This is a genomic window from Rhizobium giardinii bv. giardinii H152 (assembly GCF_000379605.1).
Classification (GTDB): Bacteria; Pseudomonadota; Alphaproteobacteria; order Rhizobiales; family Rhizobiaceae; genus Pararhizobium; species Pararhizobium giardinii.
Genome location: NZ_KB902757.1, coordinates 101,470 through 127,511, shown reverse-complemented (window position 1 = coordinate 127,511; position 26,042 = coordinate 101,470). Strand labels below are relative to the sequence as shown.

Below are 26,042 nucleotides of genomic sequence, written 5' to 3'. Positions count from 1 at the left end.
CGGAATGGCGCTTGGCGATAGATCAAAACTTCACGACCGGCACGGCGCGGTCGGCTTCGTTGGTGATCTCGAAATACGCCGCCTTGGCGAAGCCGAAGGGGCCGGCGATGAAATTGGACGGGAAGCTCTCGACCTTGACATTCAGGTCGCGGGCCGCGCCATTGTAATAGCGGCGGGCCATCTGCACTTCGCTTTCGATCTCCTCCAGCGACTGCTGCAGTTCGGCGAAATTCTGGTTGGCCTTGAGGTCGGGATAGGCTTCCGCCAGCGCGAAGAGCTTGCCGAGCGCCTGGCTGAGCATGCCTTCCGCGGTGGCCCGTCCGGCGACATCGCCGGCGGGCACGGCCTGCGCCTTGCTGCGAAGCTCGACGACCTCCTGCAGCGTGCCCTTCTCATGGGCGGCATAGCCCTTGACCGTCTCGATCAGGTTCGGAATGAGATCCGCGCGGCGCTTCAACTGCACGTCGATGCCGGACCACGCCTCTTCCTTTACCTGACGCGCCTTCACCAGGCCGTTGTAGATAAAGATCACGTACAGGATCACGACCGCAGCAATAGCGAGACCGATCATCGAGGCTTCCTTCCGCCAGACAGGTTTTTTTGCAACTTAAGCATCGTGCGCCACCGTTGGAAGACAATTTTCCACCGCCGCCTCTTCCGTCTTGTTTTCGCATTGCCATCGCGCCTGCCCTGTTCCTCCGGGAACCGCGCGACGGCGCCGTTTGGCCGATAGTCCCTCCATCAAGTCAACGCCAAACCGAAAAGAAACGGCACCATGAAAACGCTCGCAACCTTCATCAACGTCATCGCCTTCTCGGCTTTGTTCGTCGCCTATGCGAGCACCACCTCCGTGGAAAAGCCGACCGGCGTCCGCCGCGCCCTGCAGACCTACGCCGGCCAGCTTCCGACCGGCGCCTATCCGACCCTGAAGCCGGTCTGGAAGATCGGCGTCGATGCCAGCGACCGGGTCTGAACTCTTTCCCACATCCGACCTAAACGCCGACAAATGTTCAGATTGCGATGAAACCCAATGTCGGCCTGATAGCGAGGGCCGACCATCGCTTGCTGACGATCGAAGTTCCGCCTGTGATCCCCCACCTTTCACCGCGAAAGGCGAGTGTTTGGATACCGGCCATCCCCGCAGACAAGCCGGCGAGGGATCTAGCTATAACTGGTGATTGCGAGCGGCCGGATAAAGCGTATCCTTATCGCATAATTTTCTAATACATGGCCAATTTGGGCTGCGGCATGGGCCAGGATGGCCGCCTCGAAACCTTACGGCGCAACGCAGGCCAAGAGCGTCGCCAAACTCTTATTGAAGTGCGACTTGAACCATGACCATTCTTTTGATGATCACCCTCTCGGCACTGGTTCTCATCGGCGTGAGCCACATGGCGGCCAGTCGGGCGCAGAAACTGGACCAGCGGCAGAAGAGCCTCGTGCCGGTGCGCATCCACACGGACAGGCGCTAGGCGCCGCCTCGGTCGAACCTAAGTGAAGATTGCCTTAGGCCGCCCGGTCCACGAGGTTGACACCGCCTGCATCGGTCAGCAGAAACGCCTCGCCGCAAGCCTTGGCCAGCGCGCGCACGCGCAGGATATAGCTCTGCCGTTCAGTCACCGAAATCACGCCGCGAGCGTCGAGCAGGTTGAAGACGTGGCTGGCCTTGATGCACTGGTCGTAGGCCGGAAAGACGCATTTGTGCAGCATCGCGTTGGCGCCGCTGTCGGGCGCGCCGACGGCGAGCAGGGACAGGCACTCCTTTTCGGCGTCGACGAAATGCTGCTGCAGCATGGCGGTGTTGGCATATTCGAAATTGTGGCGTGAATATTCCTGCTCGGCCTGCAGGAACACGTCGCCATAGCTGATCTTCTCGTCGCCTTCACGCCCGTTGAAGTTCAAGTCGTAGACGTTGTCGACGCCCTGCACATACATCGCAAGGCGTTCGAGGCCGTAGGTGAGCTCGCCCGAAACCGGCGAGCACTCGATGCCGCAGACCTGCTGGAAATAGGTGAACTGCGACACTTCCATGCCGTCGCACCAGCATTCCCAGCCGAGCCCCCAGGCGCCGAGCGTCGGGCTTTCCCAGTCGTCCTCGACGAAGCGGATATCGTGCAGCAGCGGGTCGAGCCCGATCGCCGCGAGCGAGCCGAGATAGAGTTCCTGGAGGTTTGACGGGTTTGGCTTCAGGATCACCTGGTACTGGTAATAATGCTGCAGGCGGTTGGGGTTTTCACCGTAGCGCCCATCGGTCGGGCGGCGCGACGGCTGGACGTAGGCCGCCCGCCAGGGCTTTGGCCCAAGGGCGCGCAGCGTCGTTGCCGGGTGAAAGGTACCGGCGCCGACTTCCATGTCATAGGGCTGCAGGACCGCGCATCCCTTGTCCGCCCAGTAATTGTGCAGCGTGAGGATCAGCGCCTGAAAGGAGCGCTTCGGGTTCATATGGTCCGGCAGGGCGGCGGTCGTCATGGCGTCAGTCCAGGTTGAATGTGCTGGCTGTCTGGTGCCATGACGGGCGAAAGGGGTCAAGGGGCGGAGGAAGTGTGGCGAAAGCCCTCAGCGCGCATTTGCTTCGTCACGCTCGAATTTCCAGTCGGCAGGCAGATGCTTCGCAACCGCCTTGATGCGTTCCAGCGACTCGACCTGCCGTTGCTTCATTGTGTGGGCAGGCTCGTCGAGGACCAGACCGCTTTCCGACCTTGAAACCTGCATGGCGGCCCTTCAAGGATCGAACGAAGCTCCTCGTCCGTCACGTCTCTGAGACGCTCGCCGAAATCGCCCTCTTCATCACTTCCAAGGGCATATGCAAGATCTTTCTGTCGGCATGTTTCATTTCTTAAATGTCACATCTCGGGCATACCAAAAACGACAATGCGCTTCGTCCGTGGCGTCGTTGTTTGCGGATACTATCCGCGGCCGGCCACAGACTGGCTTGTCATTATTCACGAAAAGATTTTAGGCGCTTGGCCGATGGACTACGGAAAATCGCTTCCAGATGTGGAGCCCACACGTTGATGGCCAGCGCGGTTAGGATCAGAAACGAAGCCGCCACATCGACTACACCGTGCTGCTCGCCGAGGAACAGGAAGGCTGATACCAGACCAAACAACGGAATGAGAAGTGCAAATGGGGTCACCTGGACGGTCTGGTAACGTTGCAGCATATTTCCCCACACACCGTAGGCAAAAATCGTCGAAAGAAGTCCGGTGTAGAGTATCGCGCCGATGCCCCGCCAATTCATGTCCACCAACGAGATTTCGATAGTGGACCAACCATCCAAGGCCAGGGACAAAAGGAGAAGCGGGACAGGAGGGATCAGGCTGATCCATACCATCAGGTGCATCATGTTGGTCTTTGGCATCTTCTTCATCATGAGGTTTGCAACACCCCACGACAACGCGCCGGCAAGAACGAGCATGAGCGCGGAGGCCTTGTCGAAGCTGCCGCGCGCGGATGCAATAAGAGCAATACCGAAGAATCCAATTACGATGGCAAGCCAGTTCAATGGACGAGGACGCTCGCCGAGCAACGCAACTCCCAGCACCACTGTGAAGAAGACCTGCGACTGCATGACGAGCGATGCAAGCCCCGCCGGCATACCTGCTTGAATGCCGACGAAGAGGAAGCCGAAAAGAAGGATGCCAAGCACGATGCCAAGACCTATCAGGTCGCGCACCCTCACTGCGGGGCGTGGAACAAAAAAGACGGCCGGCAACGCGCAGACGAGGAAACGAAGCGCAGAAAACAGAAGGGGCGGGAAACTGTTCAGTCCGACAGCGATTACAACGAAGTTGAACCCCCAGACAAACGCGACCAGAATGAGCAGGCCGATATCCCCCAAAGAGAGCCTACCCCGTGCGCTTGTCGACATCGCCTTTTCCCTCAAATGGACCCGACCGCGTGTGCGGCCGGGTCTGTTGGTCTCTATTCCGCAGCCACCATCTTCAGCGGAGCGCTCGCGGGTTCACGGCCGTAGCCGCCACCGATAACGACCGTGCGGTCCGGAATAGCCTCGAAGACGCTTTCGGGAACGCCGTACATGTTGGCAAGCGTCGCATCGGGCACACCCGTCAGCATCTCGGAAAGTTCGATGGTTTGCGGTTCTTCATGGGACAGAACGACCAGAAAACTCAGGGGCTCAGAGCCGGTGTTCTCGATCCAGTGAAGAAATCCCTGAGGCACAAACGATATGTCGCCGGGCTTGAGGTCCAGATAGTGCGTTTCACCTTCCGGGCCGACGATCCCGACACGTCCTTCGCCGCTGACGCAATAGTCGAGTTGGTTCGCATTCGGATGGCTGTGCGGCTCGCGAACGGCGCCGGGTGCGAGATCAAGCCCCTGAACCGCGAGGCCCTTCAGTGCGGGAAAGTTTTTCGAGCTCGCGCGAAAGAAATCACCGGACTCGAATTTCCGGAATACGGTTTCTTTGAAATGATGCATATTCGACATGGAATTTTCCCTTTGTTGCATTGGTGCTTGGGAGAGCCCAGCGGAAATGTCTGCGCTGGCAGCATGCGGCAAATTTTCCTTAAATAGCAGATACTTAACCATGCATGCATAGGTTTATTTAAGGGGGGCGAATGCGTAGATTCAAACGAATTCAGTTGAAGTCAAACATCAGGGATGCTTAAGTATTCGGCATGCTCAATGCTCATGATCCAATCGATCCGCAGCTTCTGATCACCCTTGTCGCGATAGCGGACAGCGGCTCCTTTTCCGGAGCGGCTGGGCGGATCGGGAGAACGGAATCGGCGGTGAGCATGCAGATGAAGCGACTTGAAGAACTTGTTGGAGACCCCCCGCTTTTCAAGCGGGATGGTCGTCGTAGACTCTTGGCTTCACGTGGAGAAGCGCTTCTTGCCCACGCCCGGCGGTTTGTTGAACTCCACGAAGAAACCAGGGCGATGTTGAAAATGACCAGCCTGGTCGGCACAGTGCGTTTGGGTGCTCCAGAGGACTATGTCAGTTCGCTGCTTCCGAACGCTCTTGACCGGTTTGCCAGTCAATATGCTAATGTCGAAGTTCAGGTTACTTGTGAGCCGAGCGACGCCCTGTCCCGCTTGGTTGCCGATCGCAGGATAGACCTTGCGATTGTCACCCGTGGATCAAGCGGTTCTGATGCCCAATTCCTTCGATCCGAACCGATGGTGTGGGTCACGTCGATGCATCATGCCATCCATCAAGAAAGTACTGTGCCGCTGGCGCTCTTCCAGCCGGGTTGCGTCGGTCGGGCCTTGGTCATCGAGGCGCTGCGCGAATATGGGCGATCATACCGTATTGCTTTTTCAAGCCCTAGTGTTGCCGGGCTTCTCACCGTTGTACGGGCGGGTCTTGCTGTCGCGGCCCTCGCAAAATGCTCGGTTCCCGATGACATGAGAATAATTACACCGGAGGACGGATTTCCGTCTCTGCCGTTCCTCGATATTTGCCTGCTTCAATCGAACGGAACCTACAGCGCGCCGGCAGTTAAGGCGCTTGCTGCTGAGATTCGAGCTGATCTCGGCGTGGGAGCGGCCTCGTTTTCGCCGAATCAACGGCAAAACGGCCGTCAACACAAAATTCTCACGCGAAAAACAGTCTGAGTTTGTAGTTCGTCCACGCGGGAGGACACGCGACAAACCGTTGTGCTCACAGAGCTTCGCCATCATTTGAACAATGTACTCGGCATTTGAGCAATGTACTGGGCCGAACCCAACATGCCCACTTGCGACGGCCCATCCACCGTGGGCGGCCTGCTCCAATGCGGCTTGACGATGTTGTCGCACTCTGAAGCAAACGCGAGAAATCACTCCGGCTTTTTCAGCCTGTATTCTCCCGTCACCGGGTCCTTGACCAGCGTGCCCTGTGTGCCGGTTTCCTGCTGGCGGCGGACGTCCTGCTGGCGCCGGGCGAGTTTTTCGGCGTCGGCCACGAACTTGCGGTAGCCGATCCAGGCGATGGCTGCAAACAGCAGCAGAAGAATAAGTTGCGGCATCGCTCCTCCCCCGTTTCCTTCAAGATGATCAAAGGCCGAAGCGGGCCCATAATGCTCTTTCTTCGGCCACCTCCGCAAGACCGGAAACGGCCGAAGCCGCGACGCGTTCCGCCATTCCGCCTGCCAAGGAGGCTCCGGGCTGGCGCCTGCCGAACAGGCCGCGCGACGCGGAAACGAGCTGCAACTCGGTTTTCTCGCCGAAACGCTTCTTCAATTCGCCGCGCATGTCGCCGAGACTGTCGACAAGGCCGAGTTCCTGGCCGCGCTTGCCAGTCCAGAACAGGCCGGAGAAGATATCCGGCGTGTCGGCAAGCAGGTGGCCGCGCCGCGCCTTGACCATGCCGATGAAGATATCGTGGATCTCGAGTTGCAGGCTCTTCAGATACTCGATTTCGTTTTCCTTTTCCGGCTGGAAGGGGTCGAGCATCGCCTTGTTGTTGCCGGCCGTATAAACACGCCGCTCGACACCGATCTTCTTTAAAAGTTCCGGAAAGCCGAAGCCGCCGGAAACGACGCCGATGGACCCGACGATCGAGGTCGGGTCGGCAATGATCTCGTCGCCGGCCAGCGCGATCATATAGCCGCCGGACGCCGCGACATCCTCGACGAAAATGATGACGCGCTTCTTCTTCTCTTCAGCGAGATCGCGGATACGCTGGTAGATCAGCCGCGATTGCACTGGCGAGCCTCCAGGCGAATTGACCGAGATGGCTACGGCCGGCGTACCTTTCATCGAAAAGGCCCTGTCGAGCACCGGAGCAACCGAAGCAAGGTTGAGCGGCGGGCGAAACTGGCTGCCGCCGGCCATGATCGCACCGTGCAGCCTGACGACCGGGATCGTCAGCCCCTCCTTGCGAAAACGCCTCGGCAAAAGCCTTCTGAAAAATCGGGCCATCTCAACTCCCTGCATTCACTTTTCTGTTTTTCGTGATGGCATGTATGCATTGACAGGCCAAACGCAATGGCGGTGCCGCGAAAATCATCGCCGGCGACGATAGGCGGCGCGACCGTTGTTCAGGTCATCGACGAAGGCGGAGAATTTGTGCGTGCCGTCCTCGTGCATGATCAGCGGCGCCCGCAGCGCCAGCCGGGCACGGCTCTGCTTGATGGCGGTGACGAGGATTCGCACCGCGTTTTCGCCCGTTCGCGGATGCAGGGCAGTGATCTCGATGCCGCCGAACCGGCGGCCGCAGGCGCGGATGATCTCGGCGATCGATTCCGGCCTGGCGATCAGCGACAGTTGCCCGCCGGGCTTCATGATGGCGCCTGCGGTGCGGATCCAGATGTCGAACAGACCGTCGCTCATCGCATGCGCCTCGGCCCTCAGGGCGTCGGGGGTCTTGCGGTCGGACGCATGGTTGAAGGGCGGATTCATGATGACGTGGTCGAACGTATCGTCGGGAAGGCCGGCGGCGACCCGCGCCCGGCCGGTGAGCGCGACATCCGCTTCAAGCACGGACGCGCGGGAACTGAACCGCTCGTTCTGCGCCAGCGCGAGGCTCTTGCGGGCAAACTCGGCCATCAGCGGCGAACGCTCGACCAGCAGCACCTGCGCATTCTCGAGCCGCGAGGCAACGGCCATGCCGGCCGCTCCAGCACCTGCGCCGAGGTCGGCAACCCTGAGCGGTTTGTCGGAGGCGACCAGCGAGGCAAGCAGCATCGCGTCCATGCCGGACCGGTGCCCCTGCCCCAGCGGCTGGATCACGTGGAATTGACCGCGGTGGAAGCTGTCGACGGTTTCGGACTTGGCAGTTGTCATTGGTCGCGCAATTCCGCCCCGAGCCCGGCATCGATCAGGATCTGTCGCGCTTCATCTGCATCGTCCTCATCGACGAGAAAACGGCGGGGCAGCAGGCCGAGCGAGCCTTCGAGAATGCTCATGCCCTGATCGGCGATGAAGCAGCCGATGCCTGCCTCCTTCATCAGGCTCTCGGCGAAGGAAAGGACGACGGCGTCGTTGGTGCGGATCAATTCCTTCATTCGTGATCGTTTTCCTGCCTTATTTGAGGAAGCGGGACAATTCGCCTCTTGCCGCCACAAGGCCCCCTTTCTATTGTCCGAACTGGAATTTGAACAGGAGTGCCTTGCGTTGGGCGTAGTGATACCGCTGGAAGACAGCAAAAACAAACAGGCATCCGTGAAGCCGCTCGTCGACCTGACGAAGGCGGACATGGAGCGCGTCAACCAATTGATCCTGTCCAAGGCCGGTTCCGACGTCCAGATGATCCCGGAAGTAGCGAACCATCTGATTTCCTCGGGCGGCAAACGCCTGCGGCCGATGCTGACGCTCGCTTCCGCCTCGATGTTCGGCTTTACCGGCGACGCGCATGTGAAGCTCGCGACCTCGGTCGAATTCATGCACACGGCCACGCTTTTGCATGACGACGTGGTCGATGAAAGCGATCTCAGACGCGGAAAATCGACGGCGCGGATGATCTGGGGCAACCAGGCGAGCGTTCTCGTCGGCGACTTCCTGCTCGGCCAGGCTTTCCGCATGATGGTCGATGTCGGCTCGCTGGAGGCGCTCGACGTGCTTTCGACGGCAGCTTCGGTGATCGCCGAGGGCGAGGTGCTGCAGCTTTCCGTCGCCAAGAACATGGAAACAACCGAGGACGACTATCTCTCGGTCATCCGCGCCAAGACGGCGGCACTGTTTGCCGCTGCCGCGGAAGTCGGCCCCATCGTCGCCAAGACCGACAAGGCGAGCCGCAACGCGCTGAAATCCTACGGTATGAATCTCGGCCTCGCCTTCCAGCTGGTGGATGACGTACTCGACTACGGCGGCAAGGCCGCCGATCTCGGCAAGAATGTCGGCGACGATTTCCGCGAGGGCAAGATCACCCTTCCGGTGATCCTCTCCTACCGCCGCGGCACGGCCGACGAGCGCAGTTTCTGGCGCGAGGCGATCGAGGGCGGCAAGAGCGACGACCAGAACCTCGAAAAGGCCCTCGGTCTCATCACCCGCTATGGTGGCCTGAGCGATACGATCGCCCGGGCTCAGCACTATGGGACGATCGCCCGCGACGCGCTTGCGCCCTTGCCGCAGTCTCCGTGGAAGGCGGCGCTTCTCGAGGTGATCGATTTCTGCATCGAGCGGGTAAGCTGATCCGGCGATCCCGCCCGGAAGCCTTCGAGGAAATTCTTGCCGCACCGCGCCAAAAAAGCCATGCTGTGCGTTCATGATGACATCGTTGCCACGTCACCGGCGCAACCGAAGGCGGTAGATCTTGACGGCAACCTGTCGAATTGCGTCTTGCTCAGCGCTCAAACCGATTCCGGTTTGCCGGGTTATACGCTAATGATTTGGGACTGATTCCGCGCGAATCCGGCGTCGGCGCCAAGGGGCGCCGACCGTAACGAAAGGCTTGTCATGCGGCAAAAACACCTTCTTCGCCTGCTCAGCGGCGCAGCGTTCCTGGCCCTGGCGTCGATTTTCGGCGCTTCCCAGAGCTTTGCCGAGGAAAAGGCCGCGGTGGAGGAAAGCAAGCCTTTCGATGTGGATTCGGTCAACAGCTTCTCGGGCGCGTTCCTCGCCGCCCGCACCGCCGATGTCGATCACGACCTCGATGTAGCGACCAGGCTCTACCGCACGGCGCTCGAATTCGAGCCGGACAATGTCGAGGTCAAGCAGCGCCTGATGATCACGCTTCTGATGAACGGCGAATTCGACGAAGGCGTGAAGCTTGCCGAAGAGCTGAAGTCCGACAGCTCCGTCGAGCGCATCACCACGATCGCCCGGGCCGTCGAGGCGATCCGCAAGCGCGAATACCGCCATGCCCAGAAAATCCTGAATTATGATGGACCGAACGATCTCGACCGGCTGATGAACGGCCTGCTGCTCGGCTGGGCGAAGGCCGGAGAAGGCAAGCCAAAGGAGGCGATCGCCGGGATCAGCGCCATGGAAGGGCCGGAATGGTTCAAGATCTTCAAATCCTACAACGAAGGTGCCATCGCGCTTGCTGCGGGCGATAAATCCACGGCCCGTTCGAAGCTGAACGACGCCGTTCTGGATCGCGAAGGCGGCACCGCCGCGCCGGATACCTTCATGCGCGCCGTCGTTGCGCTGGCAAAACTGGAAGCCCGCGACGGCAACAAGCGCAAGGCGCTCGACGCCGTTGCCGTGGGCGAAGGTTTCATCAACAACTATGCCCCGCTGAAGGCGCTGCGCAAGAGCATCGAAGACGGCAAGCCACAGGAACAACAGGTCCGCAGCGCGGCCCAGGGTGCCGCTGCCGTGCTCTTCTCGATCGGTGCGGCCCTCAACCGTGAGGGCGCGGAAGATATCGTTTCGCTCTATCTGCAGACGGCCCGGGCGCTCGATCCGGAAAGCGCCGATATCCTCGTCATGCTCGGCGGCATTGCCGAAAACCTGAAGAAGCCGGAACGGGCAATCGCGCTCTACAAGAGCGTTCCGGAAAATTCGCCGATGCGCCGGCTCTCCGAAATGCAGCTCGGCTTGAGCCTCGCCTCGATCGGCAAGGTGGAGGAAGCCAAGAAGCACCTGAAGGCGTTGATCGATCTCGATCCGAAAGATGTGCGCAGCTACATCGCCTATGGCAGCGTCTTGTCCGATGCCAAGGATTACAAGGAGATGGGGCTGGTTTACGACCGCGCGGTGGAGGCGATCGGGCCGGTGCCGCAGCGCGGCGACTGGACGATCTTCTTCCAGCGCGGCATCGCCTATGAGCGCCAGAAAATCTGGGCTAAGGCCGAGCCGAGCTTCAAGAAGGCTCTTGAGCTCAATCCCGAACAGCCGCAGGTTCTCAACTATCTCGGCTATTCCTGGGTCGACATGAACATCAATCTCGAGGAAGGCCTCGGCATGATCCGCAAGGCGGTCGAGCTGAAGCCGGATGACGGCTACATCGTCGATTCGCTCGGCTGGGCCTACTACCGCATGAACCGCTTCGACGACGCCGTGACCGAACTCGAACGCGCCGCAGAGCTCATGGCGGGCGATGCGACGATCAACGATCATCTCGGCGATGCCTACTGGCGCGTCGGACGCAAGCTCGAAGCCGTTTTCCAGTGGAACCAGGCGCTCGCGCTGAAGCCGGAAGAGGCGGAGATTCCGAAGATCAAGGCAAAGATCGAAAGGGGCCTGCCGCCACTTGAGACCAGGGTCCCGGCGGCGGCGGAAACCGTGCCCGAGAAGGTCGCTCCGAACGTGGCAGCGGGCAAGAAGTCCTGATCCCCGCCCTCTGATGACGACTGAAGACGGCATTCCAGGTTTTGCGCTGACGCGGCTGGCGCCGGCGAAGATCAACCTTGCCCTGCATGTCGTCGGTCAGAGGCCGGACGGCTATCATCTCCTCGAAAGCCTCGTGACGTTCGCCGACGCGGGAGACCGCATCGGCTTTTCCCATTGGGCGGAAGACCGCTTCACCGTCTCGGGCCGGTTTTCCACCGACCTGCCGCTGACGGGTGAAGGCGCGTCCGGCAATCTGGTGCTGCGGGCGCGTGATCTCCTGCGGGCGCATCTGGTTGAGCGCGGCATGGCGGCCGGGCCGGTTCACCTACATCTCGAAAAGAACCTGCCTGTCGCTTCAGGCATAGGCGGCGGCTCGGCGGATGCGGCAGCAGCACTTCTCGGATTGCTGGAGCTGTGGGGAGCTCGTTTCGATCGCGGTCACCTGCAGGACATTGCGCTGAAACTGGGCGCCGATGTGCCGATGTGCCTTGAAGGACGGCCGCTGATTGCCCGCGGCATCGGCGAAGAGCTTGAGGGGCTGCCACTTCCGTCTTTTCCCATCCTTCTCATCAATCCGCTCATTGCCGTATCGACGCCGGTGATTTTCCGGACGCTGACGAACAAGACCAATCCGGCGCTTGTTATCCCCCGCGGAGCGCTTGTTGGCAGCGACTGGATCGAGGCGCTGAAAGACATGCGCAACGATCTTGAGCCTCCGGCGCGGATTCTGGAACCAGCCATCGGCGCCGTCTCGGACACGCTTATCGAGGCAGGCGCGGCTTTCGTGCGCATGTCCGGCTCGGGGGCCACCTACTTCGGGCTGTTTGAAACCGCCGACGAAAGAGACGCGGCCGCCGCCGTTCTTTCAACGGATCACCCGAACTGGTACGTTCTTGCCTGCAACAGCGTCAATGGAGAGGAAGACCATCATGGCCGGCATTGACGAGACGAAACCCTTCGTTCCCCTCGGCATCGCGGTCCTGACCGTCTCCGATACCCGCACGCTCGCCGACGACCGCTCCGGCGACATGCTTGCCGCCCGTATCGCCGATGCCGGTCACCGGCTCGCGGCCCGCGCCATCGTCCCCGACGACAAGGAGAAGATAGCAGCCCAGGTCAAGGCCTGGACGCTCGCAGACGCGATCGATGTCGTCATCACCACGGGCGGCACGGGCTTTACCGGGCGCGACGTGACGCCGGAGGCGGTGGAACCGCTGTTCGAGAAGCGCATGGATGGCTTTTCCGCCGTCTTCCACCGCATCTCCTATGAGAAGATCGGCACCTCCACCATACAGTCTCGCGCGACCGGCGGCGTTGCCAATAGCACCTTCATCTTCGTGCTGCCGGGCTCGCCCGGCGCCTGCCGCGATGCCTGGGACGGCATCCTGAAGCAGCAGCTCGACTACCGGCACATGCCCTGCAATTTCGTCGAGATCATGCCGAGGCTCGACGAGCATCTGAAGCGCGGCTGACGCCTCTCCCCTGCGACCTCTCTCCTTCCTGTTCCATCCGGAACAGCGCCTGCGCGCGCGCCGGTATAAAACTCTCCTCATCGGCAACACGAATACTGTGGGAAGTATACGACGGCGCGGCTTCGGCCGCTCGGCAAGACCTTTTCAGCCTTTCATTTTCATCACGCGAGAGCAGGCCTGAAAGGGCCTGCTCATTTTGCTGTATGAGCTTAAATGAGGACCTTACCGCCTAGCGATCGTCCGCTCCGGGACGATTGTCAATCGCGACCCAGGCCGGCACGAGCTCGCTGCCGAGGCGCCGCACAGCGCGGCCGGTTGCAAACTCGCTGAGCCGCATGCCGGATTTTGCGATCGCTGTCGCCTGTTGCCGCGACAGAAGGAAGCCCAGTTCCAGTGGCGCCGCGCGGGTGACGACGCGCTTCAGGAACGGCCGACGATGCAGCCGCGAGGGCGAAAAACGCGCTGGTGTCTTACTAAGGGACATATATTCGGCAACGTCGTCGATCCAGCGGCCCGCTGGTCTCGCGCCTGCCTCCAAGAGCAACAGCCAGTCGCCCCGCGCGGAGCGCACGATGTCCTTCATGTCCCAACTCGTGCAGAAACGCGCGCCGGCGGCATCGGCGACACGGCTGGAACCGTCGCGCGAGCCGTGATCGAGGATGATCACGTCGCTTACCAGGCCTTCCACGGCACCTGCGACCAGCGCCGACAGCGTCTGCACCAGTTCGGCTTCGTTGTTGCGGGTTTCGATGATGATCGTCAGCATCGCCGTCCATAACCCATCGCACCGGCAATTTCCATAAACCCTTCGTTTTCCGGCGATTAACTTTTCATTCATGATGAATCCGCGCCCAAACGAAGACAGAACTGGCCACACCGGTGCGCGCTTCCCAGCGCACTTCGCCATTTTGTTCTTGTATTGTTCCGTTTTCTGAGTTAGGAAAATAATCAGAGCATAACGGATCGTCTGCAAGGACAATTCCCGGAGAAACCCATGAACGAGCTGTCTGAGATCAGGCAGGGCGCCCTTGCGCCCGGCAACACGGCAGATATGGCCGAGGCGATGATCGCCGGTTCCGGAATACGGATCGAGATCGATCGCCGGCGCGGCCGTGGCGCCGCCCTCAATACGTCGGGACGTTTCGAGCCAGTCTCCCGCGCTCTGGAAGATGACGGCTGGGAATCGCTGGGCGACCTCCCGGCCCTCCAGACCGAGGTTCAGGTCGAAAAGCCGCGCGCGATCATCAGCCGCAACGATTCGCCCGACCTTCCCTTCGATCGCTCGGTCAACCCGTACCGCGGATGCGAGCACGGCTGCATCTATTGCTTTGCCCGTCCGACCCACGCCTATATGGGCCTGTCGCCGGGGCTCGATTTCGAAACCAAGCTCTACGCCAAACCGGATGCGGCAAAGCTGCTTGAACGCGAACTGGCAAAACCCGGCTACAAGGTGCGGCCAATCGCAATCGGCACCAACACCGATCCCTACCAGCCGATCGAGAAGGAATGGCGGATCATGCGCCAGGTACTCGAAGTGCTGAAGGCCTGCGACCATCCGGTGATGATCGTCACAAAATCGGCGATGGTCATGCGCGACATCGATCTTCTTGCACCGATGGCGGAGAAGGGACTGGCGAAGGTCGGCCTCTCGGTAACGACCCTTGACCGCAAGCTCGCTCGCCTGATGGAGCCACGCGCCTCGACGCCATCCAAGCGCCTGGAAGCGATCAAGGCGCTGGCGGAGGCCGGCATTCCCTCAACGGTGATGATGGCGCCGGTCGTTCCGGCCCTCAACGACCACGAGATCGAGCGGGTGCTGGAATCGGGCAAAACCGCAGGTGCCAGCCATGCCAGCTACGTGCTTCTGCGCCTGCCGCTCGAGGTGAGCCCGTTGTTTCGCGACTGGCTGCTCAGGAACTATCCGGATCGCTACCGCCACGTCATGTCACTGGTGCGCTCGATGCGCGGCGGCAAGGACTACGATGCCGAGTTCGGCAAGCGCATGAAGGGCGCCGGTCCCTATGCCTGGCAGATCGGCCGCCGTTTCGAACTGGCGGCCAAGCGGCTGGGACTGAACGTGGCAAAGCGCCCGCTGAACTGCGACCTGTTCGTTCCGCCGCTCGGCACCGGCGTCCAGCTGTCGCTGCTCTGACGTCTTCGTTCGGGCTCCCCCGAACAACGAATGCCGATCCTGCTTCTTGCCCCGGGGCTCGATCGGTCCATCCTCCGGCAGCCGCCTCTCTGCCGGAGGACTTGCAGGGAATCGGGCTTGTGTGCGAGTTTCGCCGCATGTCACGAAGCACACCGCCCGATTCCCCCTTTCTCTTCGAAACCATCGAAGGCCCCGATTTCGCCTTTGAGACGAGCGCGCGGCGCGATGGCCTATGGCCGGTGGCCGGAACGGATGAGGCCGGGCGTGGACCGCTCGCCGGCCCCGTGGTTGCGGCGGCTGTGATCCTTGATCCGGACAATATCCCGGAAGGGCTGAACGACAGCAAACAGCTTTCACTCACCCGTCGAGAGGAACTGTTCGACATCATCCTTTCCTCATCCATCGTCTCGATCGCCTCTTCGGGTGCCGGTAGGATCGACGACACGGATATCCGCAAGGCGAGCCTCGATGCCATGCGCCGGGCCGTCCTCGGGCTCTCCTCGCGCCCTGCCCTGGTGCTCGCCGATGGTCGCGACGTGCCACCCGGGCTTCCCTGCCACGGCAAGGCGGTCGTCAAGGGCGATGCGCGGTCGCTGTCGATCGCCGCCGCCTCGATCGTTGCCAAAGTGGCGCGCGATCGGATGATGATCCGGGCCGGCCTCGTCTTTCCCGCCTATGGTTTTGCCATGCATGCAGGCTATGCCACCGTTCGTCACCGCAAGGCCCTCGACAGCCACGGCCCCTGCCCGCTGCATCGCATGAGTTTTCGCCCGCTGCGGCAGGATGGAGAAGAGGCGCCGGACGACGACTTTGCCGCCTGACCGTAGCCAATTGCGATGCGAGGACGGACGTTGGGCGCCTGTTGCGGATTTTAGACACCCCTCATAAATCGCTGCGGAAAACTCACAGCGAAGCGTTTCCGCTGTAACAAACCGGTGCTCGGCTGCGTTATAGAGTCCGTGCCTCTGGCTCGCGAATCACTTGGAGGGATCGGGATCTTGATCTTTGGCCTAATTATGCTGGCACTCACGGCCACGACGGATGCGTCGGTCGCTGCGCCGCCGACTGCAGACGCGCTCCAGGCCGACCTGCAGACGGCCTATCCTTGCAAGGAAATCGATGGCCGCAAGGTCTGGAAGGGCGGCCTCGCCTATTATATCCAGTCCTATGTCTACGACGGTCAATCGGCTGACGACGCAACCGACGTTGCCACGGACGCCGTCCTGCCGACTGACAATTCGCCGGAAACCATGCAAGAATTTGAAAAGGCCTGCCTGACGCTCGCGCCAATGGCAATCAAAGGCGAGTAACGCACCTTACAGCGCCGCAGCGTCAAACATGACGCGCAAAGACACTGTAGCACTTTGAAACTGCAGTACTCGTGCGTGTTTGGCGACCAGGATAACGCCCAGTGTCTATGGGATGTCCCGGTACACCAGATGCGCCATGCCGGCATGGTTTTCCGCAATCAGGTCGCGCAACGGTTTTGGCTTCAGATCCAATTCGTCCAAGGCAGCCCGGGTCGGCGTCACCCAACGAAACTCCAGATCGGAATTTCCATCCCGAACACGATGAATGATCTCGCGTTGATGAAACGGCAGCGGTCGGGAGAGTTCAGCGTCGAAATAGAAACCGATCTCATGGGCCTTCAGGTCGCCCAGCTCGAAAAAGTTCTCTATGACGAAGCGCAGCCTTCCGATGGTCGCAGCACAGCCGATCTCCTCTTGGATCTCCCGCGCCAAGGCTTCCTCGCTCGACTCGTGAAATTCGACGCGTCCGCCCGGCAAGGCCCAGTATGGGTCGCTGACGGCGCGATGGACGAGAATGTGGCCCTCGGTCCAGATCAATGCGCCGGCCCTGAACTGGAAGCGGGACACCCCCGCGTCCATGACGATCATTGTTCGCGCGCTATCAGCCACCACCGCCTCCGACAGAATACCTTATCGCTGAGCAACAACCAACTTAGCCGCGATCGTCGTTGGCTCCTGCAGCATCGCGAAACGGGCCAAACGATGACAAAAAGGCCGGCAATAGCCGACCTTCTTCCACTCTCTACCCTATGAAGCAACCGCTCAGTTGAGGCGGTTTTTCACGTCGCTGACAGCCTTGGCGAACAGGGTCGCCTGCGTTGAAGCATCCGACTTCGCGGTGATGACGCTTTCTGCGGCGGCAATGGCGATATCGACGGCGGTGGCGCGAACCGAATTGATCGCGTCGATTTCGGCCTGCTTGATCTTCTGCTCCGACAGAGCCGTGCGGCGAGCGACGAATTCGTCGGTCTTCTGCTTGGCCTCGACGGTCAGCATTTCGGCTTCGCGTTCGGCGGCGGCAACGATGTTGGCTGCTTCCGCTTCGGCTTCCTTGCGCTTGCCCTGGTATTCGGCCAGCAGCGACTGGGCTTCGGCGCGCAGGCGCTTGGCTTCGTCGAGTTCATGGGTGATGCGCGCGGCGCGGTCGTCGAGCGACTTGGCCAGCATGCCCGGAACCTTGAGGTAGACGACGAGTGCGAGGAAAAGCACCAGGCCGACGAAGGCCCAGAATGTGGCCAGTGAGGTCAAATCCATGATGCGCTCCTTACTTCGCCGATGCCTTGACCGCGGATGCGATCTCGGCCTTCGATACCTTGCCGCCGATCAGCTGCTCGACAACGGCGGTTGCCGTTTCCTCGGCGATCGAGCCGACATCTGCCAGCGCCTTCGCCTTGATATCGGCGATGCGGGCCTCAGCGGCGGAAATCTTGTCATTCAGGCTGGTCTCGACCGCGGTGCGATCGGCGGCAGCCTTTGCCTTGGCGGCTTCGCGGGCGGTCGAGGCAATCACGTTGCCCTTGGCCCTGGCCGTTGCCAGTTCCTGCTCGTAGGCTGCCACGGCAGCGTCTGCCTCGGCCTTCGAGCGAGCGGCGTCATCGAGATCGCGGGCGATCGTATCGTGGCGCGTTTCGAGAATGCTGCCGATGCGCGGCATGACGACCTTCGACATCAGAAGGTAGAAAAGACCGAAGCTGATCGCCAGCCAGAGAAGCTGCGATGCGAATGTCGAAGAATCGAAGGGCGGGAACACTCCCGAGCCATGTCCGCCTTCATGGGCTACACCAGTCTCGGTGTGGACCTCGCCGGCAGCGGCGTCGTGGGTCTCTGCGCCTTCGGTGGTGGTTGACTGGGCATAGGCCGCGGTCACAAACATGCTCACCTCCAGGTGCATTCAGAAAAGATGCGGGCCGCGGCTAAAACCGCGACCCTGCCTTCAAGCCGATCTTAGACGGCGAAAAGGAGCAGCAGTGCTACGAGCAGCGAGAAGATGCCCAGAGCTTCCGTAACGGCGAAGCCGAATACGAGACGGCCGAACTGGCTGTCGGCGGCCGACGGGTTGCGCAGAGCGCCGGACAGGTAGCTGCCGAAGATGTTGCCGAGGCCGAGAGCCGTGCCGGCCATGCCGAGGCAAGCGAGACCTGCACCGATGAACTTTGCTGCTTCCGCTTCCATGATTTTCTCCTTCGAAATGGTTGTTGCGGCTGTGTTTGGCACCTTCACCGATGAAACTCGGGAAAGCCCACGACTTTATTCCTTAGTGGCCACCCGGATGCACTGCGTCGTTGAGGTACATGCATGTCAGCACCGCAAAGACATAGGCCTGGAGGAAGGCGACGAGGAATTCGAGGCCCGTAAGGGCAACGGTCATGATGAGCGGCAGAACCGCACCGCCAATACCCAGCGCGCCGAGCGTTCCGAGCGAGGCAACGAAGCCTGCGAACACCTTCAGCGTGATGTGGCCTGCCAGCATGTTCGCAAAGAGACGAACGGAGAGGCTGATCGGGCGGGAAAGGAAGGAGATGATTTCAATGGAGATCACGAGCGGCAGAAGAATGCCGGGTACGCCAGAGGGCACGAACACGTTGAGGAAGCCAAGGCCGTGCTTATAAAAACCGTAAACCAGAACCGTGCCGATGACGAAGATCGCAAGCGCAAAGGTCACGATGATCTGGCTGGTAATGGTGAAAAAGTAGGGAACCATGCCGAGCATGTTTGCCGTCAGAATGAACATGAACAGCGAAAACACCATCGGGAAGAATTTCATGCCGTGGGAACCGGCGCCTTCGCGCAGCATTGAGGCGATGAATTCATAGGAAAGCTCGGAGACGGACTGCAGGCGCCCGGGAACCAGGCTGCGCGTCGACGTCGTGAAGTAGAGGAAGCCGGCGGCAACAGCGAGGGTTGCGACCATGAAGAGCGACGCATTGGTGAAGGAGAAATCAATACCGCCAATTTCGATCGGAACGATCTTGTTGACCACAAACTGGTGTACCGGATCTACCTTATCGCCTGCCACAGCCGCTCTCTCTCGTTCTGGACCGCCGGTCTGGCGGACATTTCTACCTTTGCGACAGCCGCGTTACGCGCCATCACTCTTGTTCTCGCCGCTCTTGCCCACTCGATCAGCGGGATGGGGCGCTGCCACCATGCCCGCCGAACGCAGGACGTTCAGCACACCGGCACAGAAACCAAGGAGGAGAAGGATGATCATCCCCCACGGCCCTGTACCCGTAAAATGGTCCAAAAGATAGCCCAGAAGCGCACCGACGACGATGGCCGCCACAAATTCGCTCGAAAGCTTCACGGCGACCTGATAGCCCTTGCGGTTTTCCGCCGCTCGCGCCTCGTCCGCAGCATACTTCGGATCTTCCTTGCGCTTCTCCGACAGTTCCGAACCGAGGCGTTTCAGCCGATCTTCCAGACCCTCTTTCCGGTTGTCCGTCATGTGGCACCCTCCCTTTGTTTCCTTTCGCGGCGATTAACCACGAGCTTGGTCACACAAGAGCCGGATTTGAAGCCACGTTTCGGCCCGTTTTGAAGTCGGCCGCAACATAGTTTTAGGTGCCTCCATAGTCAAGGCACCAAAGGCCCTTGTCAGGGCACAATATTATCACATAAAAACAATATCTTATACAATTTCCGAGAAGCCGAAGCGGGAATCGTGCGGGAATCGCTGCGCGCTTCTGCGGAGCAAGGAATGCCCGGCGTTTAGCCGGCCATTGCCGATCGCGGACGCTTTCAGCTCCATCCGCCGCCATACGTGCGGTAGAAGATGTGCTTGCCGATCTTCGAGACCCGTTTCATCGTCGGCCCCCAGTCTGGCTTTACATAGGTCGCGTGGTAATGCGTGGCGGAGCCGACTTCGGGAAGCCAGATCTTGCCCGCAGTCACGGCAAGCGCGACCTCCTTGGCCGTCTGCCAGTGGGAGCGCGACCAGACGATATCGGGAATGCGGTCGCAGGCGAAAGAGAACTGGCAGCGGTTGTACCAGCCCTTGTTCTGGTAGACGACGGCACAGATCGTATTCGGATAGGCCGGGTTGCGGACGCGATTGAGAATGACCTGCGCCACGGCCGCCTGGCCCTTGACCGATTCGCCGCGGGATTCGAAATAGATGCCCGCGGTCAGGCATTTCTGCTCGGCTTCGGAAAACACCCAGGCCGGCAGCGGATTGGCCGCCCAGGCGTGGTCTTCCCGCGAGATCTCGGGAATGAACCGGCCGCCGGTCTTGTCCTTGCGCAGGATGGAATCGAACGGCGATTGGCGCGCATAGTCCGGTTCCGGCGGCGCGTAGGCGGTCGCCAGCACGTCCGCCCCCTGATTGGTCACCAGGCTTGCCAGCATCGGCGACATGCCCGGATCCTGCTTCGGCGCCTTCTTCTTGTAGAAGGCGGTGGCAATCTGGATCTCCTTGCCCTTGATGCTGGGCTTGGAGAAGACCATGCGCTCCTCGCCATCGAAGAGCGGCTCGATCAGCGAACTGGTGCGCTGCAGGATCGAGCCTGCGGTAAAATCCTTCGGTGGCGTCACCGGCGCCACGGCAACGATGCGGCCCTTCTTGTCCTTGCGGTTGACCCGCTCCTCGTCCGTGCGCGGATCCGCCTGCTTCTCGGCCGCCGTCAGCGACACCTGGCCACCGCCCGGCATGGCGATCCCTGCCCCATCGGCGATCGCGCCCGTGGTGATCGGGTCGTTGAACACCATCTCCACCTGGTGCAGAGAGCCTGCGGGGGACCGGGTCATGTACATCCGCCAGCGCTCGCCGCCGCGATTGATGCCGGAGAGAAAGGTTGCAAGATCGGAATGGCCAGAGACCGAGGGGAAGCCGACGAAAAGACCGATGCCGAGCATCAAGGGAGCGGTCCAGCGTGCGGGTGAAAACCGGGACTTCAGACTGTTACGCACCAACCGTACTCCACGCACCGGCAGACGCAGGGCTCCATCCGGCAAACCGATCCGGAACGCATTTCCCCACGCATGTGAATCGGACAAGCGGTGCCTTCGCGCTCAACGGCGCGTCTACCGCTTCAACATGGCTCGACAATGAAGCATTAACCTTGATGCTTGGTTAATGACGGCGGCGGAGAATTGGGAAATGAAAGCAAAACGCCTCCCGCGGTAGCCCGGCGGCGGAAGGCGTTTTTGAGGCGATGCAGTCGGCTAGATGATGACGTGCGAGCCGAGTTCCACCACGCGGTTGGTCGGCAGGCGGAAATAATCGGACGGGTCGATTGCGGCGTTGGCGAGCGCTATGAACAGCCTGTCCTGCCAGTGCGGCATGCCCGACTGCGCATCCGGCACCAGCTTGCGACGGCCGAGATAGAAGGAAGTCGACATGATGTCGAACTTCAGGCCGGTCTTGCGGAAAAGACCAAGCGCCTGCGAGACGTTCTGGGTTTCCATGAAGCCGAAATGCATTTCCAACAGGCTGAAGCGCTCGGAAATGCTGCTGGCCGTCACGCGCTCGTCCTTCGGCACGATCGGCACGCCGGCCGTACGGATCGTCAGGATGAAGTTCTGTGCATGCAGGACGTGGTTGTGCTTGATGTTGTGCAGCAGCGCGGCCGGTGTCGATTCCGGGTCGCTGGTCAGGAAGACGGCAGTACCCGGCACGGAGACCGGCGCATGCTCGCTCTTGCGCTCGATGGATTTCACGAAGGACAGAAGCGGAATGTCGGTATGGCGCGTCTTGTCATGCAGGAGCTTCGTGCCCCGCTTCCACGTCCACATGAGGACCACGAAGGTAACCGCGATCAGTATCGGAACATAGCCGCCGTCGTGAACCTTCAGAAGGTTCGCGCCGAGGAAAACGATTTCGAGCGCGAGGAGCGGCAGGAGGACCAGGCACGCCGCATAGAGCGGCCAGCGCCAGTGCAGGCGAACGAATTCGAACGCAAGCAACGTCGTAACGACCATCGCGCCGGTGACGGAGATACCATAGGCAGTGGCCAGCGATTCCGACGAACCGAACATGAAAACCAGCGCCATGACACCGAACAGAAGCAGCGTATTGACGTTGGGAAGATAGATCTGGCCGGTCTGTGTCTCGGAGGTGTGGAAGATCGCCATGCGCGGCAGGAAGCCGAGGTGGATCGCCTGGCGGGTCAGCGAGAAGGCACCGGTAATGACCGCCTGGCTGGCGATGATCGTGGCTGCCGTCGCAAGAATGACCACCGGCAACAGCGCCCATTCCGGGAACATCAGGAAGAACGGATCGGACATGGTCTCCGGATGTTTCAGCACAAGCGCGCCCTGACCGAGATAGTTGAGCGTCAGCGCCGGGAAAACCAGACAAATCCAGGCCCACTGGATCGGCTTGCGGCCGAAATGGCCGAGGTCCGCATAAAGTGCCTCGGCGCCAGTCACGGTCAGGAATACCGCGCCGAGAACGACGATGCCGACAAAACCGGCATGAAATAGGAAGTAGACGGCGTAGTAGGGATTGAAGGCAGACAGAATGCCGAAATCGTCACGGATGTGATCGATCCCGGCGGCGGCCATGACCAGGAACCAAATCAGGGTAATAGGCCCGAAGAAGTTCGAGACTGCGGCCGTACCCTTCGACTGAACCGCGAAAAGCACCACAAGGATGATCACGGAAATCGGAACCACATATTCGCTCAGCGCCGGCGTCACCAGTTTCAGGCCCTCGACGGCGGAGAGAACCGAAAGGGCGGGCGTGATCATCGCGTCACCGATGAAGAGAGCGGCACCGGCGATCCCCATGAAGAAAAGCCGGGCTGCATGGCCGTTGGCTGTTTTCATCAACAGAGCAAGCAACGACAGCGTACCGCCTTCTCCCTGGTTGTCGGCGCGCAGCAGGAACAGCACATATTTCAACGTCACGATGATGGTCAGCGTCCAGATCATCAGCGAGATCAGGCCGATCACCTCGAAGCGGGTGACGCCGTCGGCAGCGACCGGGCGCAACGCTTCACGGAAGGCATAGAGCGGGCTTGTGCCGATATCGCCATAGACAACGCCGACCGAACCGAGCGCGAGCAACAGAAATTTGCGCAATTCCTTTTCGCGGCTTGCAGGTTGAGCTACTGAATGGGACATATGAATTCCTCAGGCTCCTAGAGCCAGCCTTTCCAGCGAAAGAAGTAGTAGGGGACAATTGCGGAAATCACCATGGCGACGACAGCCATGGGATAACCGAAGGTCCATTTCAGTTCCGGCATGACATCGAAATTCATGCCGTACAGCGAGGCAACCAGGGTCGGCGGCAGAAACACCACCGCCGCAATCGAGAAAATCTTGATGATCGCGTTCTGCTCGACATTGATGAGGCCGAGAGAGGCATCGAGCAGGAAGGTGATATTTCCCGAGATGAAGGAGGCATGTTCCGACAGGGACTGGATGTCACGCGAAATCGTCCGGCAGAGCTCCTTGACTTCCCGGTCTTCCTGCACGGACGGAACCGTATAGAGAAATGTCAGAACGCGGGAGAGCGAAGCCAGACTGTCGCGCGTCTTTGCCACCAGCCGGTGATGTGACGCAACGTCCATCAACTTGGCTTCGAGATAGTGGGGCGGGCGGCGTTGTCCGGCGGGACGGTCACCAAAAACCTGCAGCGACAAGGCGTCGACTTTGGCAACCGCAGTCTCGAGGATCTCCGCCGTGCGATCGGTGATGGTTTCGAAGAGGCGCGTCGCCAGCACTGTTCCCGTCGCGCAGCCGCCGGGGATGCGGTGCATGGCGGCCGTGAACAGGCCGAACGCCTTCGGCTCCTCGTAGCGGACCGTGACCAGTATTCCCCGCGTCAGGACGAAGGCGACATCGGTCAATTCCGGACGGCCGGTGTCGGCCTTGCAGACAAGCGACGCCGTCATGAACACCGCGTCCTTTGCCGTGTAGAGACGGCTGGAGGGTTCGATGTCCTTCATATCCTCGCGGGTCGGCACCTCGATGCCGAGAAAGCTTTCGACCAGGAAATCCTCCGCCTTGTCCGGACGCAGCATGTCTATCCAGACGATATCGGATGGCAGGGAAGCGGGGGGCTTCACCGCGCTGATCACGACGGCTTCACCATTGTCACGATAGGCAGTGATCATTCCGCCGCCCTTGTTTGCGCGCCATTGAAGCCGGCGCAATCGACACCGCCATGCGAACGGGTGGAAGCTACGGCCGGATTGCGGCGGGCCGGACAATCCCCGCCGTATGACATCAAAGCTGCGCGCGGCAGATCCATATGGAAACTCTCGTCGTTTACGCTCAATCGGTCATCACGGTCATGCGGAGCCCGACGGAGGGCAGCACCGCTGATGTTCATCCTTGCGGATGCGGGGAGGCATATGGAGCAAGGCACATTCAAAATCAATGGAGAAAGTGGCAAAGCGCCACAATGTCGCCCAAAGACTTAACGACGCTATCCGATCGATTGTCACTTGTCACCGCGGAAGCGACGCATTTCCGGAATGCACCGCGTGCATAGCGCGGCGACGGCGCGAACCGCTATTCGAAAACGATGCTGGGCATGGCCCGCGACGTATCGGCCTTCTGCGCCGAGATCTGATCCCAGACTTTCCGGGCGATCTCGCGGTAGATCCTGGCAATCTCGCTGTCCGGCTCGGAGACGACCACCGGCGTGCCGGCGTCGGAGGTTTCACGGATGCCGATCGTCAGCGGCACCTCGCCGAGGAACGGGACGCCGATGCGCTCGGCCTCCTTGCGGGCGCCGCCATGGCCGAAGATGTCGTAGCGGGCGCCGGTATCGGGCGCGATGAAATAGCTCATGTTCTCGACGATGCCGAACACCGGCACTTCGACCTTGCGGAACATCGCAAGCCCCTTGCGGGCATCGATCAGCGCCAGGTCCTGTGGTGTCGAGACGATGACGGCGCCGGCGAGCGGAACCTGCTGGGCCATGGTCAGTTGCGCATCGCCGGTGCCTGGCGGCATATCGACAACGAGCACGTCAAGATCGCCCCAGGCCACTTCGCGCAGCATTTGCAGCAGTGCCGACTGGATCATCGGCCCGCGCCAGATCATTGCGACCTCCTCGTCGACGAGGAAGCCCATCGACATGACCTTCAGGCCGTAATTTTCCATCGGCCGGATCATCCGGCCTTCGATCTGCTGCGGACGGCCGGAAATCTTCAGGAGGCGCGGCATGGAGGGGCCGTAGATATCGGCATCGAGGATGCCGACGCGCAGGCCATTGGCCTTCAGCGCCAGCGCAAGGTTGACCGACGTCGTCGATTTGCCGACGCCGCCCTTGCCGGATGCCACAGCGATGATCGCGCCGACGCCCGGGATGCCGGCCTTTGCAGGACCTGCGGGGCGCTGGCCGGGAGCCGTGGCGTGCGTATGCCCCGCATGGGAATGCCCGGCGTGGGACGGTGCTGCGGCGGGCCTTTGGACCGGCGCCGAGGATGGTGTCGCCTTCCTGTCGGCGGTCAACGCCACCATTGCGCCCTTGACGCCTGGAATTTCCTTGACCACCCGCTCGGCTGCGGCGCGCAGGGGATCGAGTTCGCGGGCACGCTCGGCCGGTACGGTAATCGAAAAATAGACCTTGGAATCGGAGATGAAGACATCGGAGACAAGACCCATATCGACGATATTGCCGTCCATATCCGGACCACGCACGCCCTTCAACTTTTCGAGGACCTGTTCCTTGGTGACGTCTGCCATGTCATTCACTCCTGCCGCCGGCGCGGCTGGTTTTGCCTGCTGCCTGTTTTTCAAACGCGATGCGTGACATTTAGATAGTCGAGCGGGCGTGTTTCGCCAATGCGCCCGCACAGAAAAACAGGCTGCATAAGAAAAAGCCGCTTCCGGCCCGTGGTGTCCGTACATCCGGGATCACCTTGGGCTGAAAGCGGCCTTGTCTCTCGCGACCTTCATGGGCGCAGTCTTATTATTGCAGTCCCCTCTGGACCTGCGTCTTAAAAAGCAGGAACCGTGCCAGTTTCGGGAAACCCCTGAAATTCAAAGG

General features: G+C 60.7%; 30 protein-coding genes. 10 read left to right on the top strand and 20 right to left on the bottom strand.

Annotation, left to right across the window (positions count from 1 at the left end):
* Positions 1-22 precede the first annotated feature (22 nt).
* Complete coding sequence (locus A3AY_RS0133730) at positions 23-571, bottom strand: LemA family protein (protein WP_018330079.1); 549 nt, start codon at positions 569-571, stop codon at positions 23-25.
* Between the two features lie 204 nt (positions 572-775).
* Here A3AY_RS0133730 and A3AY_RS0133725 point away from each other — a divergent pair, with 204 nt between their 5' ends.
* Entirely contained in the window at positions 776-973 is a 198-nt protein-coding gene (locus A3AY_RS0133725) for a hypothetical protein (RefSeq protein ID WP_018330078.1), read from the top strand.
* 361 nt (positions 974-1,334) lie between these two features.
* Positions 1,335-1,472, top strand: a complete 138-nt coding sequence (locus A3AY_RS39565; protein ID WP_018330077.1) for a hypothetical protein — start codon at positions 1,335-1,337, stop codon at positions 1,470-1,472.
* Positions 1,473-1,506: 34 nt separating this feature from the next.
* Here A3AY_RS39565 and A3AY_RS0133715 read toward each other — a convergent pair whose 3' ends face one another.
* From A3AY_RS0133715 to A3AY_RS0133700, 4 genes are all read right to left on the bottom strand, one after another.
* Positions 1,507-2,469, bottom strand: coding sequence for a glycine--tRNA ligase subunit alpha (locus A3AY_RS0133715; protein WP_018330076.1), 963 nt, complete (start codon positions 2,467-2,469; stop codon positions 1,507-1,509).
* 87 nt (positions 2,470-2,556) lie between these two features.
* Positions 2,557-2,712 carry a hypothetical protein gene (locus A3AY_RS39560; RefSeq protein WP_018330075.1) on the bottom strand — a complete coding sequence of 52 codons (156 nt, stop codon included), beginning with the start codon at positions 2,710-2,712 and terminating at the stop codon, positions 2,557-2,559.
* A 226-nt stretch (positions 2,713-2,938) separates the two neighbouring features.
* Entirely contained in the window at positions 2,939-3,871 is a 933-nt protein-coding gene (locus A3AY_RS36880) for an EamA family transporter (protein ID WP_112851163.1), read from the bottom strand.
* Between the two features lie 53 nt (positions 3,872-3,924).
* Positions 3,925-4,449, bottom strand: coding sequence for a cupin domain-containing protein (locus tag A3AY_RS0133700; RefSeq protein ID WP_018330073.1), 525 nt, complete (start codon positions 4,447-4,449; stop codon positions 3,925-3,927).
* Between the two features lie 191 nt (positions 4,450-4,640).
* Here A3AY_RS0133700 and A3AY_RS36875 point away from each other — a divergent pair, with 191 nt between their 5' ends.
* Complete coding sequence (locus A3AY_RS36875; RefSeq protein WP_018330072.1) at positions 4,641-5,582, top strand: LysR substrate-binding domain-containing protein; 942 nt, start codon at positions 4,641-4,643, stop codon at positions 5,580-5,582.
* Positions 5,583-5,785: 203 nt separating this feature from the next.
* Here A3AY_RS36875 and A3AY_RS0133690 read toward each other — a convergent pair whose 3' ends face one another.
* The 4 genes from A3AY_RS0133690 to A3AY_RS0133675 form a co-directional block, all read right to left on the bottom strand.
* The gene (locus A3AY_RS0133690; protein WP_018330071.1) at positions 5,786-5,974 is read right to left on the bottom strand and encodes a hypothetical protein; all 189 of its coding nucleotides are present in this window, start codon (positions 5,972-5,974) and stop codon (positions 5,786-5,788) included.
* 28 nt (positions 5,975-6,002) lie between these two features.
* Positions 6,003-6,869, bottom strand: coding sequence for a S49 family peptidase (locus A3AY_RS0133685; protein ID WP_018330070.1), 867 nt, complete (start codon positions 6,867-6,869; stop codon positions 6,003-6,005).
* A gap of 84 nt (positions 6,870-6,953) precedes the next feature.
* Entirely contained in the window at positions 6,954-7,733 is a 780-nt protein-coding gene (locus A3AY_RS0133680) for a tRNA1(Val) (adenine(37)-N6)-methyltransferase (RefSeq protein WP_018330069.1), read from the bottom strand.
* Entirely contained in the window at positions 7,730-7,954 is a 225-nt protein-coding gene (locus A3AY_RS0133675; protein WP_018330068.1) for a putative signal transducing protein, read from the bottom strand. The genes A3AY_RS0133680 and A3AY_RS0133675 overlap by 4 nt, the downstream gene beginning before the upstream one ends.
* A 109-nt stretch (positions 7,955-8,063) precedes the next feature.
* Between A3AY_RS0133675 and A3AY_RS0133670 the strand changes: the two genes are divergently transcribed.
* The 4 genes from A3AY_RS0133670 to moaB all read left to right on the top strand — a co-directional run bounded on the left by A3AY_RS0133670 (position 8,064) and on the right by moaB (position 12,637).
* Entirely contained in the window at positions 8,064-9,080 is a 1,017-nt protein-coding gene (locus A3AY_RS0133670) for a polyprenyl synthetase family protein (protein WP_026204105.1), read from the top strand.
* Positions 9,081-9,344: 264 nt separating this feature from the next.
* Entirely contained in the window at positions 9,345-11,165 is a 1,821-nt protein-coding gene (locus A3AY_RS0133660) for a tetratricopeptide repeat protein (protein ID WP_018330065.1), read from the top strand.
* A gap of 13 nt (positions 11,166-11,178) precedes the next feature.
* Positions 11,179-12,108 carry a 4-(cytidine 5'-diphospho)-2-C-methyl-D-erythritol kinase gene (locus tag A3AY_RS0133655; RefSeq protein WP_018330064.1) on the top strand — a complete coding sequence of 310 codons (930 nt, stop codon included), beginning with the start codon at positions 11,179-11,181 and terminating at the stop codon, positions 12,106-12,108.
* A complete protein-coding gene (gene moaB / locus A3AY_RS0133650; RefSeq protein ID WP_018330063.1) occupies positions 12,095-12,637 on the top strand; it encodes a molybdenum cofactor biosynthesis protein B in 543 nt (180 codons plus the stop codon). Before A3AY_RS0133655 ends, moaB begins: the two co-directional genes overlap by 14 nt.
* Before the next feature lie 229 nt (positions 12,638-12,866).
* Here moaB and A3AY_RS0133645 read toward each other — a convergent pair whose 3' ends face one another.
* A complete protein-coding gene (locus A3AY_RS0133645) occupies positions 12,867-13,403 on the bottom strand; it encodes a glycosyltransferase family protein (RefSeq protein ID WP_018330062.1) in 537 nt (178 codons plus the stop codon).
* A gap of 228 nt (positions 13,404-13,631) precedes the next feature.
* Between A3AY_RS0133645 and A3AY_RS0133640 the strand changes: the two genes are divergently transcribed.
* From A3AY_RS0133640 to A3AY_RS0133630, 3 genes are all read left to right on the top strand, one after another.
* A complete protein-coding gene (locus A3AY_RS0133640) occupies positions 13,632-14,789 on the top strand; it encodes a PA0069 family radical SAM protein (protein ID WP_018330061.1) in 1,158 nt (385 codons plus the stop codon).
* 137 nt (positions 14,790-14,926) lie between these two features.
* Positions 14,927-15,610 (top strand): ribonuclease HII, encoded by a 684-nt coding sequence (locus A3AY_RS0133635; protein ID WP_026204104.1) that lies wholly within the window; start codon positions 14,927-14,929, stop codon positions 15,608-15,610.
* A gap of 177 nt (positions 15,611-15,787) precedes the next feature.
* Positions 15,788-16,099, top strand: a complete 312-nt coding sequence (locus tag A3AY_RS0133630) for a hypothetical protein (RefSeq protein ID WP_234913185.1) — start codon at positions 15,788-15,790, stop codon at positions 16,097-16,099.
* Between the two features lie 105 nt (positions 16,100-16,204).
* On the opposite strand, the gene A3AY_RS0133625 is transcribed toward A3AY_RS0133630, so the two are convergent.
* From A3AY_RS0133625 to apbC, 10 genes are all read right to left on the bottom strand, one after another.
* Entirely contained in the window at positions 16,205-16,687 is a 483-nt protein-coding gene (locus tag A3AY_RS0133625) for an NUDIX hydrolase (protein WP_018330058.1), read from the bottom strand.
* Positions 16,688-16,861: 174 nt separating this feature from the next.
* A complete protein-coding gene (locus tag A3AY_RS0133620; protein ID WP_018330057.1) occupies positions 16,862-17,353 on the bottom strand; it encodes a F0F1 ATP synthase subunit B in 492 nt (163 codons plus the stop codon).
* Between the two features lie 10 nt (positions 17,354-17,363).
* Positions 17,364-17,972, bottom strand: a complete 609-nt coding sequence (locus A3AY_RS0133615; RefSeq protein ID WP_018330056.1) for a F0F1 ATP synthase subunit B — start codon at positions 17,970-17,972, stop codon at positions 17,364-17,366.
* A gap of 71 nt (positions 17,973-18,043) precedes the next feature.
* Positions 18,044-18,271, bottom strand: coding sequence for a F0F1 ATP synthase subunit C (locus A3AY_RS0133610; protein ID WP_018330055.1), 228 nt, complete (start codon positions 18,269-18,271; stop codon positions 18,044-18,046).
* Positions 18,272-18,353: 82 nt separating this feature from the next.
* Positions 18,354-19,115, bottom strand: a complete 762-nt coding sequence (locus tag A3AY_RS0133605) for a F0F1 ATP synthase subunit A (protein ID WP_040669631.1) — start codon at positions 19,113-19,115, stop codon at positions 18,354-18,356.
* Between the two features lie 63 nt (positions 19,116-19,178).
* Positions 19,179-19,544, bottom strand: coding sequence for an AtpZ/AtpI family protein (locus tag A3AY_RS0133600; RefSeq protein ID WP_018330053.1), 366 nt, complete (start codon positions 19,542-19,544; stop codon positions 19,179-19,181).
* 293 nt (positions 19,545-19,837) lie between these two features.
* Positions 19,838-20,950, bottom strand: coding sequence for a cell wall hydrolase (locus tag A3AY_RS0133590; RefSeq protein ID WP_083926088.1), 1,113 nt, complete (start codon positions 20,948-20,950; stop codon positions 19,838-19,840).
* A 309-nt stretch (positions 20,951-21,259) separates the two neighbouring features.
* Positions 21,260-23,161 carry a potassium transporter Kup gene (locus A3AY_RS0133585; protein WP_026204100.1) on the bottom strand — a complete coding sequence of 634 codons (1,902 nt, stop codon included), beginning with the start codon at positions 23,159-23,161 and terminating at the stop codon, positions 21,260-21,262.
* 17 nt (positions 23,162-23,178) lie between these two features.
* Positions 23,179-24,156: a magnesium transporter CorA family protein gene (locus A3AY_RS0133580; protein WP_026204099.1), complete on the bottom strand. Its 978-nt coding sequence runs from the start codon at positions 24,154-24,156 to the stop codon at positions 23,179-23,181.
* A gap of 400 nt (positions 24,157-24,556) precedes the next feature.
* Positions 24,557-25,738, bottom strand: a complete 1,182-nt coding sequence (gene apbC, locus A3AY_RS0133575) for an iron-sulfur cluster carrier protein ApbC (RefSeq protein WP_018330048.1) — start codon at positions 25,736-25,738, stop codon at positions 24,557-24,559.
* Positions 25,739-26,042 lie beyond the last annotated feature (304 nt).

What these genes read in the sequence shown, in the direction of transcription:
- A3AY_RS0133730 (WP_018330079.1), bottom strand. Translation starts at nt 571, where the DNA reads ATGATCGGTCTCGCTATTGCTGCGGTCGTGATCCTGTACGTGATCTTT.
- A3AY_RS0133725 (WP_018330078.1), top strand. Translation starts at nt 776, where the DNA reads ATGAAAACGCTCGCAACCTTCATCAACGTCATCGCCTTCTCGGCTTTG.
- A3AY_RS39565 (WP_018330077.1), top strand. Translation starts at nt 1,335, where the DNA reads ATGACCATTCTTTTGATGATCACCCTCTCGGCACTGGTTCTCATCGGC.
- A3AY_RS0133715 (WP_018330076.1), bottom strand. Translation starts at nt 2,469, where the DNA reads ATGACGACCGCCGCCCTGCCGGACCATATGAACCCGAAGCGCTCCTTT.
- A3AY_RS39560 (WP_018330075.1), bottom strand. Translation starts at nt 2,712, where the DNA reads ATGCAGGTTTCAAGGTCGGAAAGCGGTCTGGTCCTCGACGAGCCTGCC.
- A3AY_RS36880 (WP_112851163.1), bottom strand. Translation starts at nt 3,871, where the DNA reads ATGTCGACAAGCGCACGGGGTAGGCTCTCTTTGGGGGATATCGGCCTG.
- A3AY_RS0133700 (WP_018330073.1), bottom strand. Translation starts at nt 4,449, where the DNA reads ATGTCGAATATGCATCATTTCAAAGAAACCGTATTCCGGAAATTCGAG.
- A3AY_RS36875 (WP_018330072.1), top strand. Translation starts at nt 4,641, where the DNA reads ATGCTCAATGCTCATGATCCAATCGATCCGCAGCTTCTGATCACCCTT.
- A3AY_RS0133690 (WP_018330071.1), bottom strand. Translation starts at nt 5,974, where the DNA reads ATGCCGCAACTTATTCTTCTGCTGCTGTTTGCAGCCATCGCCTGGATC.
- A3AY_RS0133685 (WP_018330070.1), bottom strand. Translation starts at nt 6,869, where the DNA reads ATGGCCCGATTTTTCAGAAGGCTTTTGCCGAGGCGTTTTCGCAAGGAG.
- A3AY_RS0133680 (WP_018330069.1), bottom strand. Translation starts at nt 7,733, where the DNA reads ATGACAACTGCCAAGTCCGAAACCGTCGACAGCTTCCACCGCGGTCAA.
- A3AY_RS0133675 (WP_018330068.1), bottom strand. Translation starts at nt 7,954, where the DNA reads ATGAAGGAATTGATCCGCACCAACGACGCCGTCGTCCTTTCCTTCGCC.
- A3AY_RS0133660 (WP_018330065.1), top strand. Translation starts at nt 9,345, where the DNA reads ATGCGGCAAAAACACCTTCTTCGCCTGCTCAGCGGCGCAGCGTTCCTG.
- A3AY_RS0133655 (WP_018330064.1), top strand. Translation starts at nt 11,179, where the DNA reads ATGACGACTGAAGACGGCATTCCAGGTTTTGCGCTGACGCGGCTGGCG.
- moaB (WP_018330063.1), top strand. Translation starts at nt 12,095, where the DNA reads ATGGCCGGCATTGACGAGACGAAACCCTTCGTTCCCCTCGGCATCGCG.
- A3AY_RS0133645 (WP_018330062.1), bottom strand. Translation starts at nt 13,403, where the DNA reads ATGCTGACGATCATCATCGAAACCCGCAACAACGAAGCCGAACTGGTG.
- A3AY_RS0133640 (WP_018330061.1), top strand. Translation starts at nt 13,632, where the DNA reads ATGAACGAGCTGTCTGAGATCAGGCAGGGCGCCCTTGCGCCCGGCAAC.
- A3AY_RS0133635 (WP_026204104.1), top strand. Translation starts at nt 14,927, where the DNA reads ATGTCACGAAGCACACCGCCCGATTCCCCCTTTCTCTTCGAAACCATC.
- A3AY_RS0133625 (WP_018330058.1), bottom strand. Translation starts at nt 16,687, where the DNA reads ATGATCGTCATGGACGCGGGGGTGTCCCGCTTCCAGTTCAGGGCCGGC.
- A3AY_RS0133620 (WP_018330057.1), bottom strand. Translation starts at nt 17,353, where the DNA reads ATGGATTTGACCTCACTGGCCACATTCTGGGCCTTCGTCGGCCTGGTG.
- A3AY_RS0133615 (WP_018330056.1), bottom strand. Translation starts at nt 17,972, where the DNA reads ATGTTTGTGACCGCGGCCTATGCCCAGTCAACCACCACCGAAGGCGCA.
- A3AY_RS0133610 (WP_018330055.1), bottom strand. Translation starts at nt 18,271, where the DNA reads ATGGAAGCGGAAGCAGCAAAGTTCATCGGTGCAGGTCTCGCTTGCCTC.
- A3AY_RS0133600 (WP_018330053.1), bottom strand. Translation starts at nt 19,544, where the DNA reads ATGACGGACAACCGGAAAGAGGGTCTGGAAGATCGGCTGAAACGCCTC.
- A3AY_RS0133590 (WP_083926088.1), bottom strand. Translation starts at nt 20,950, where the DNA reads ATGCTCGGCATCGGTCTTTTCGTCGGCTTCCCCTCGGTCTCTGGCCAT.
- A3AY_RS0133585 (WP_026204100.1), bottom strand. Translation starts at nt 23,161, where the DNA reads ATGTCCCATTCAGTAGCTCAACCTGCAAGCCGCGAAAAGGAATTGCGC.
- A3AY_RS0133580 (WP_026204099.1), bottom strand. Translation starts at nt 24,156, where the DNA reads ATGATCACTGCCTATCGTGACAATGGTGAAGCCGTCGTGATCAGCGCG.
- apbC (WP_018330048.1), bottom strand. Translation starts at nt 25,738, where the DNA reads ATGGCAGACGTCACCAAGGAACAGGTCCTCGAAAAGTTGAAGGGCGTG.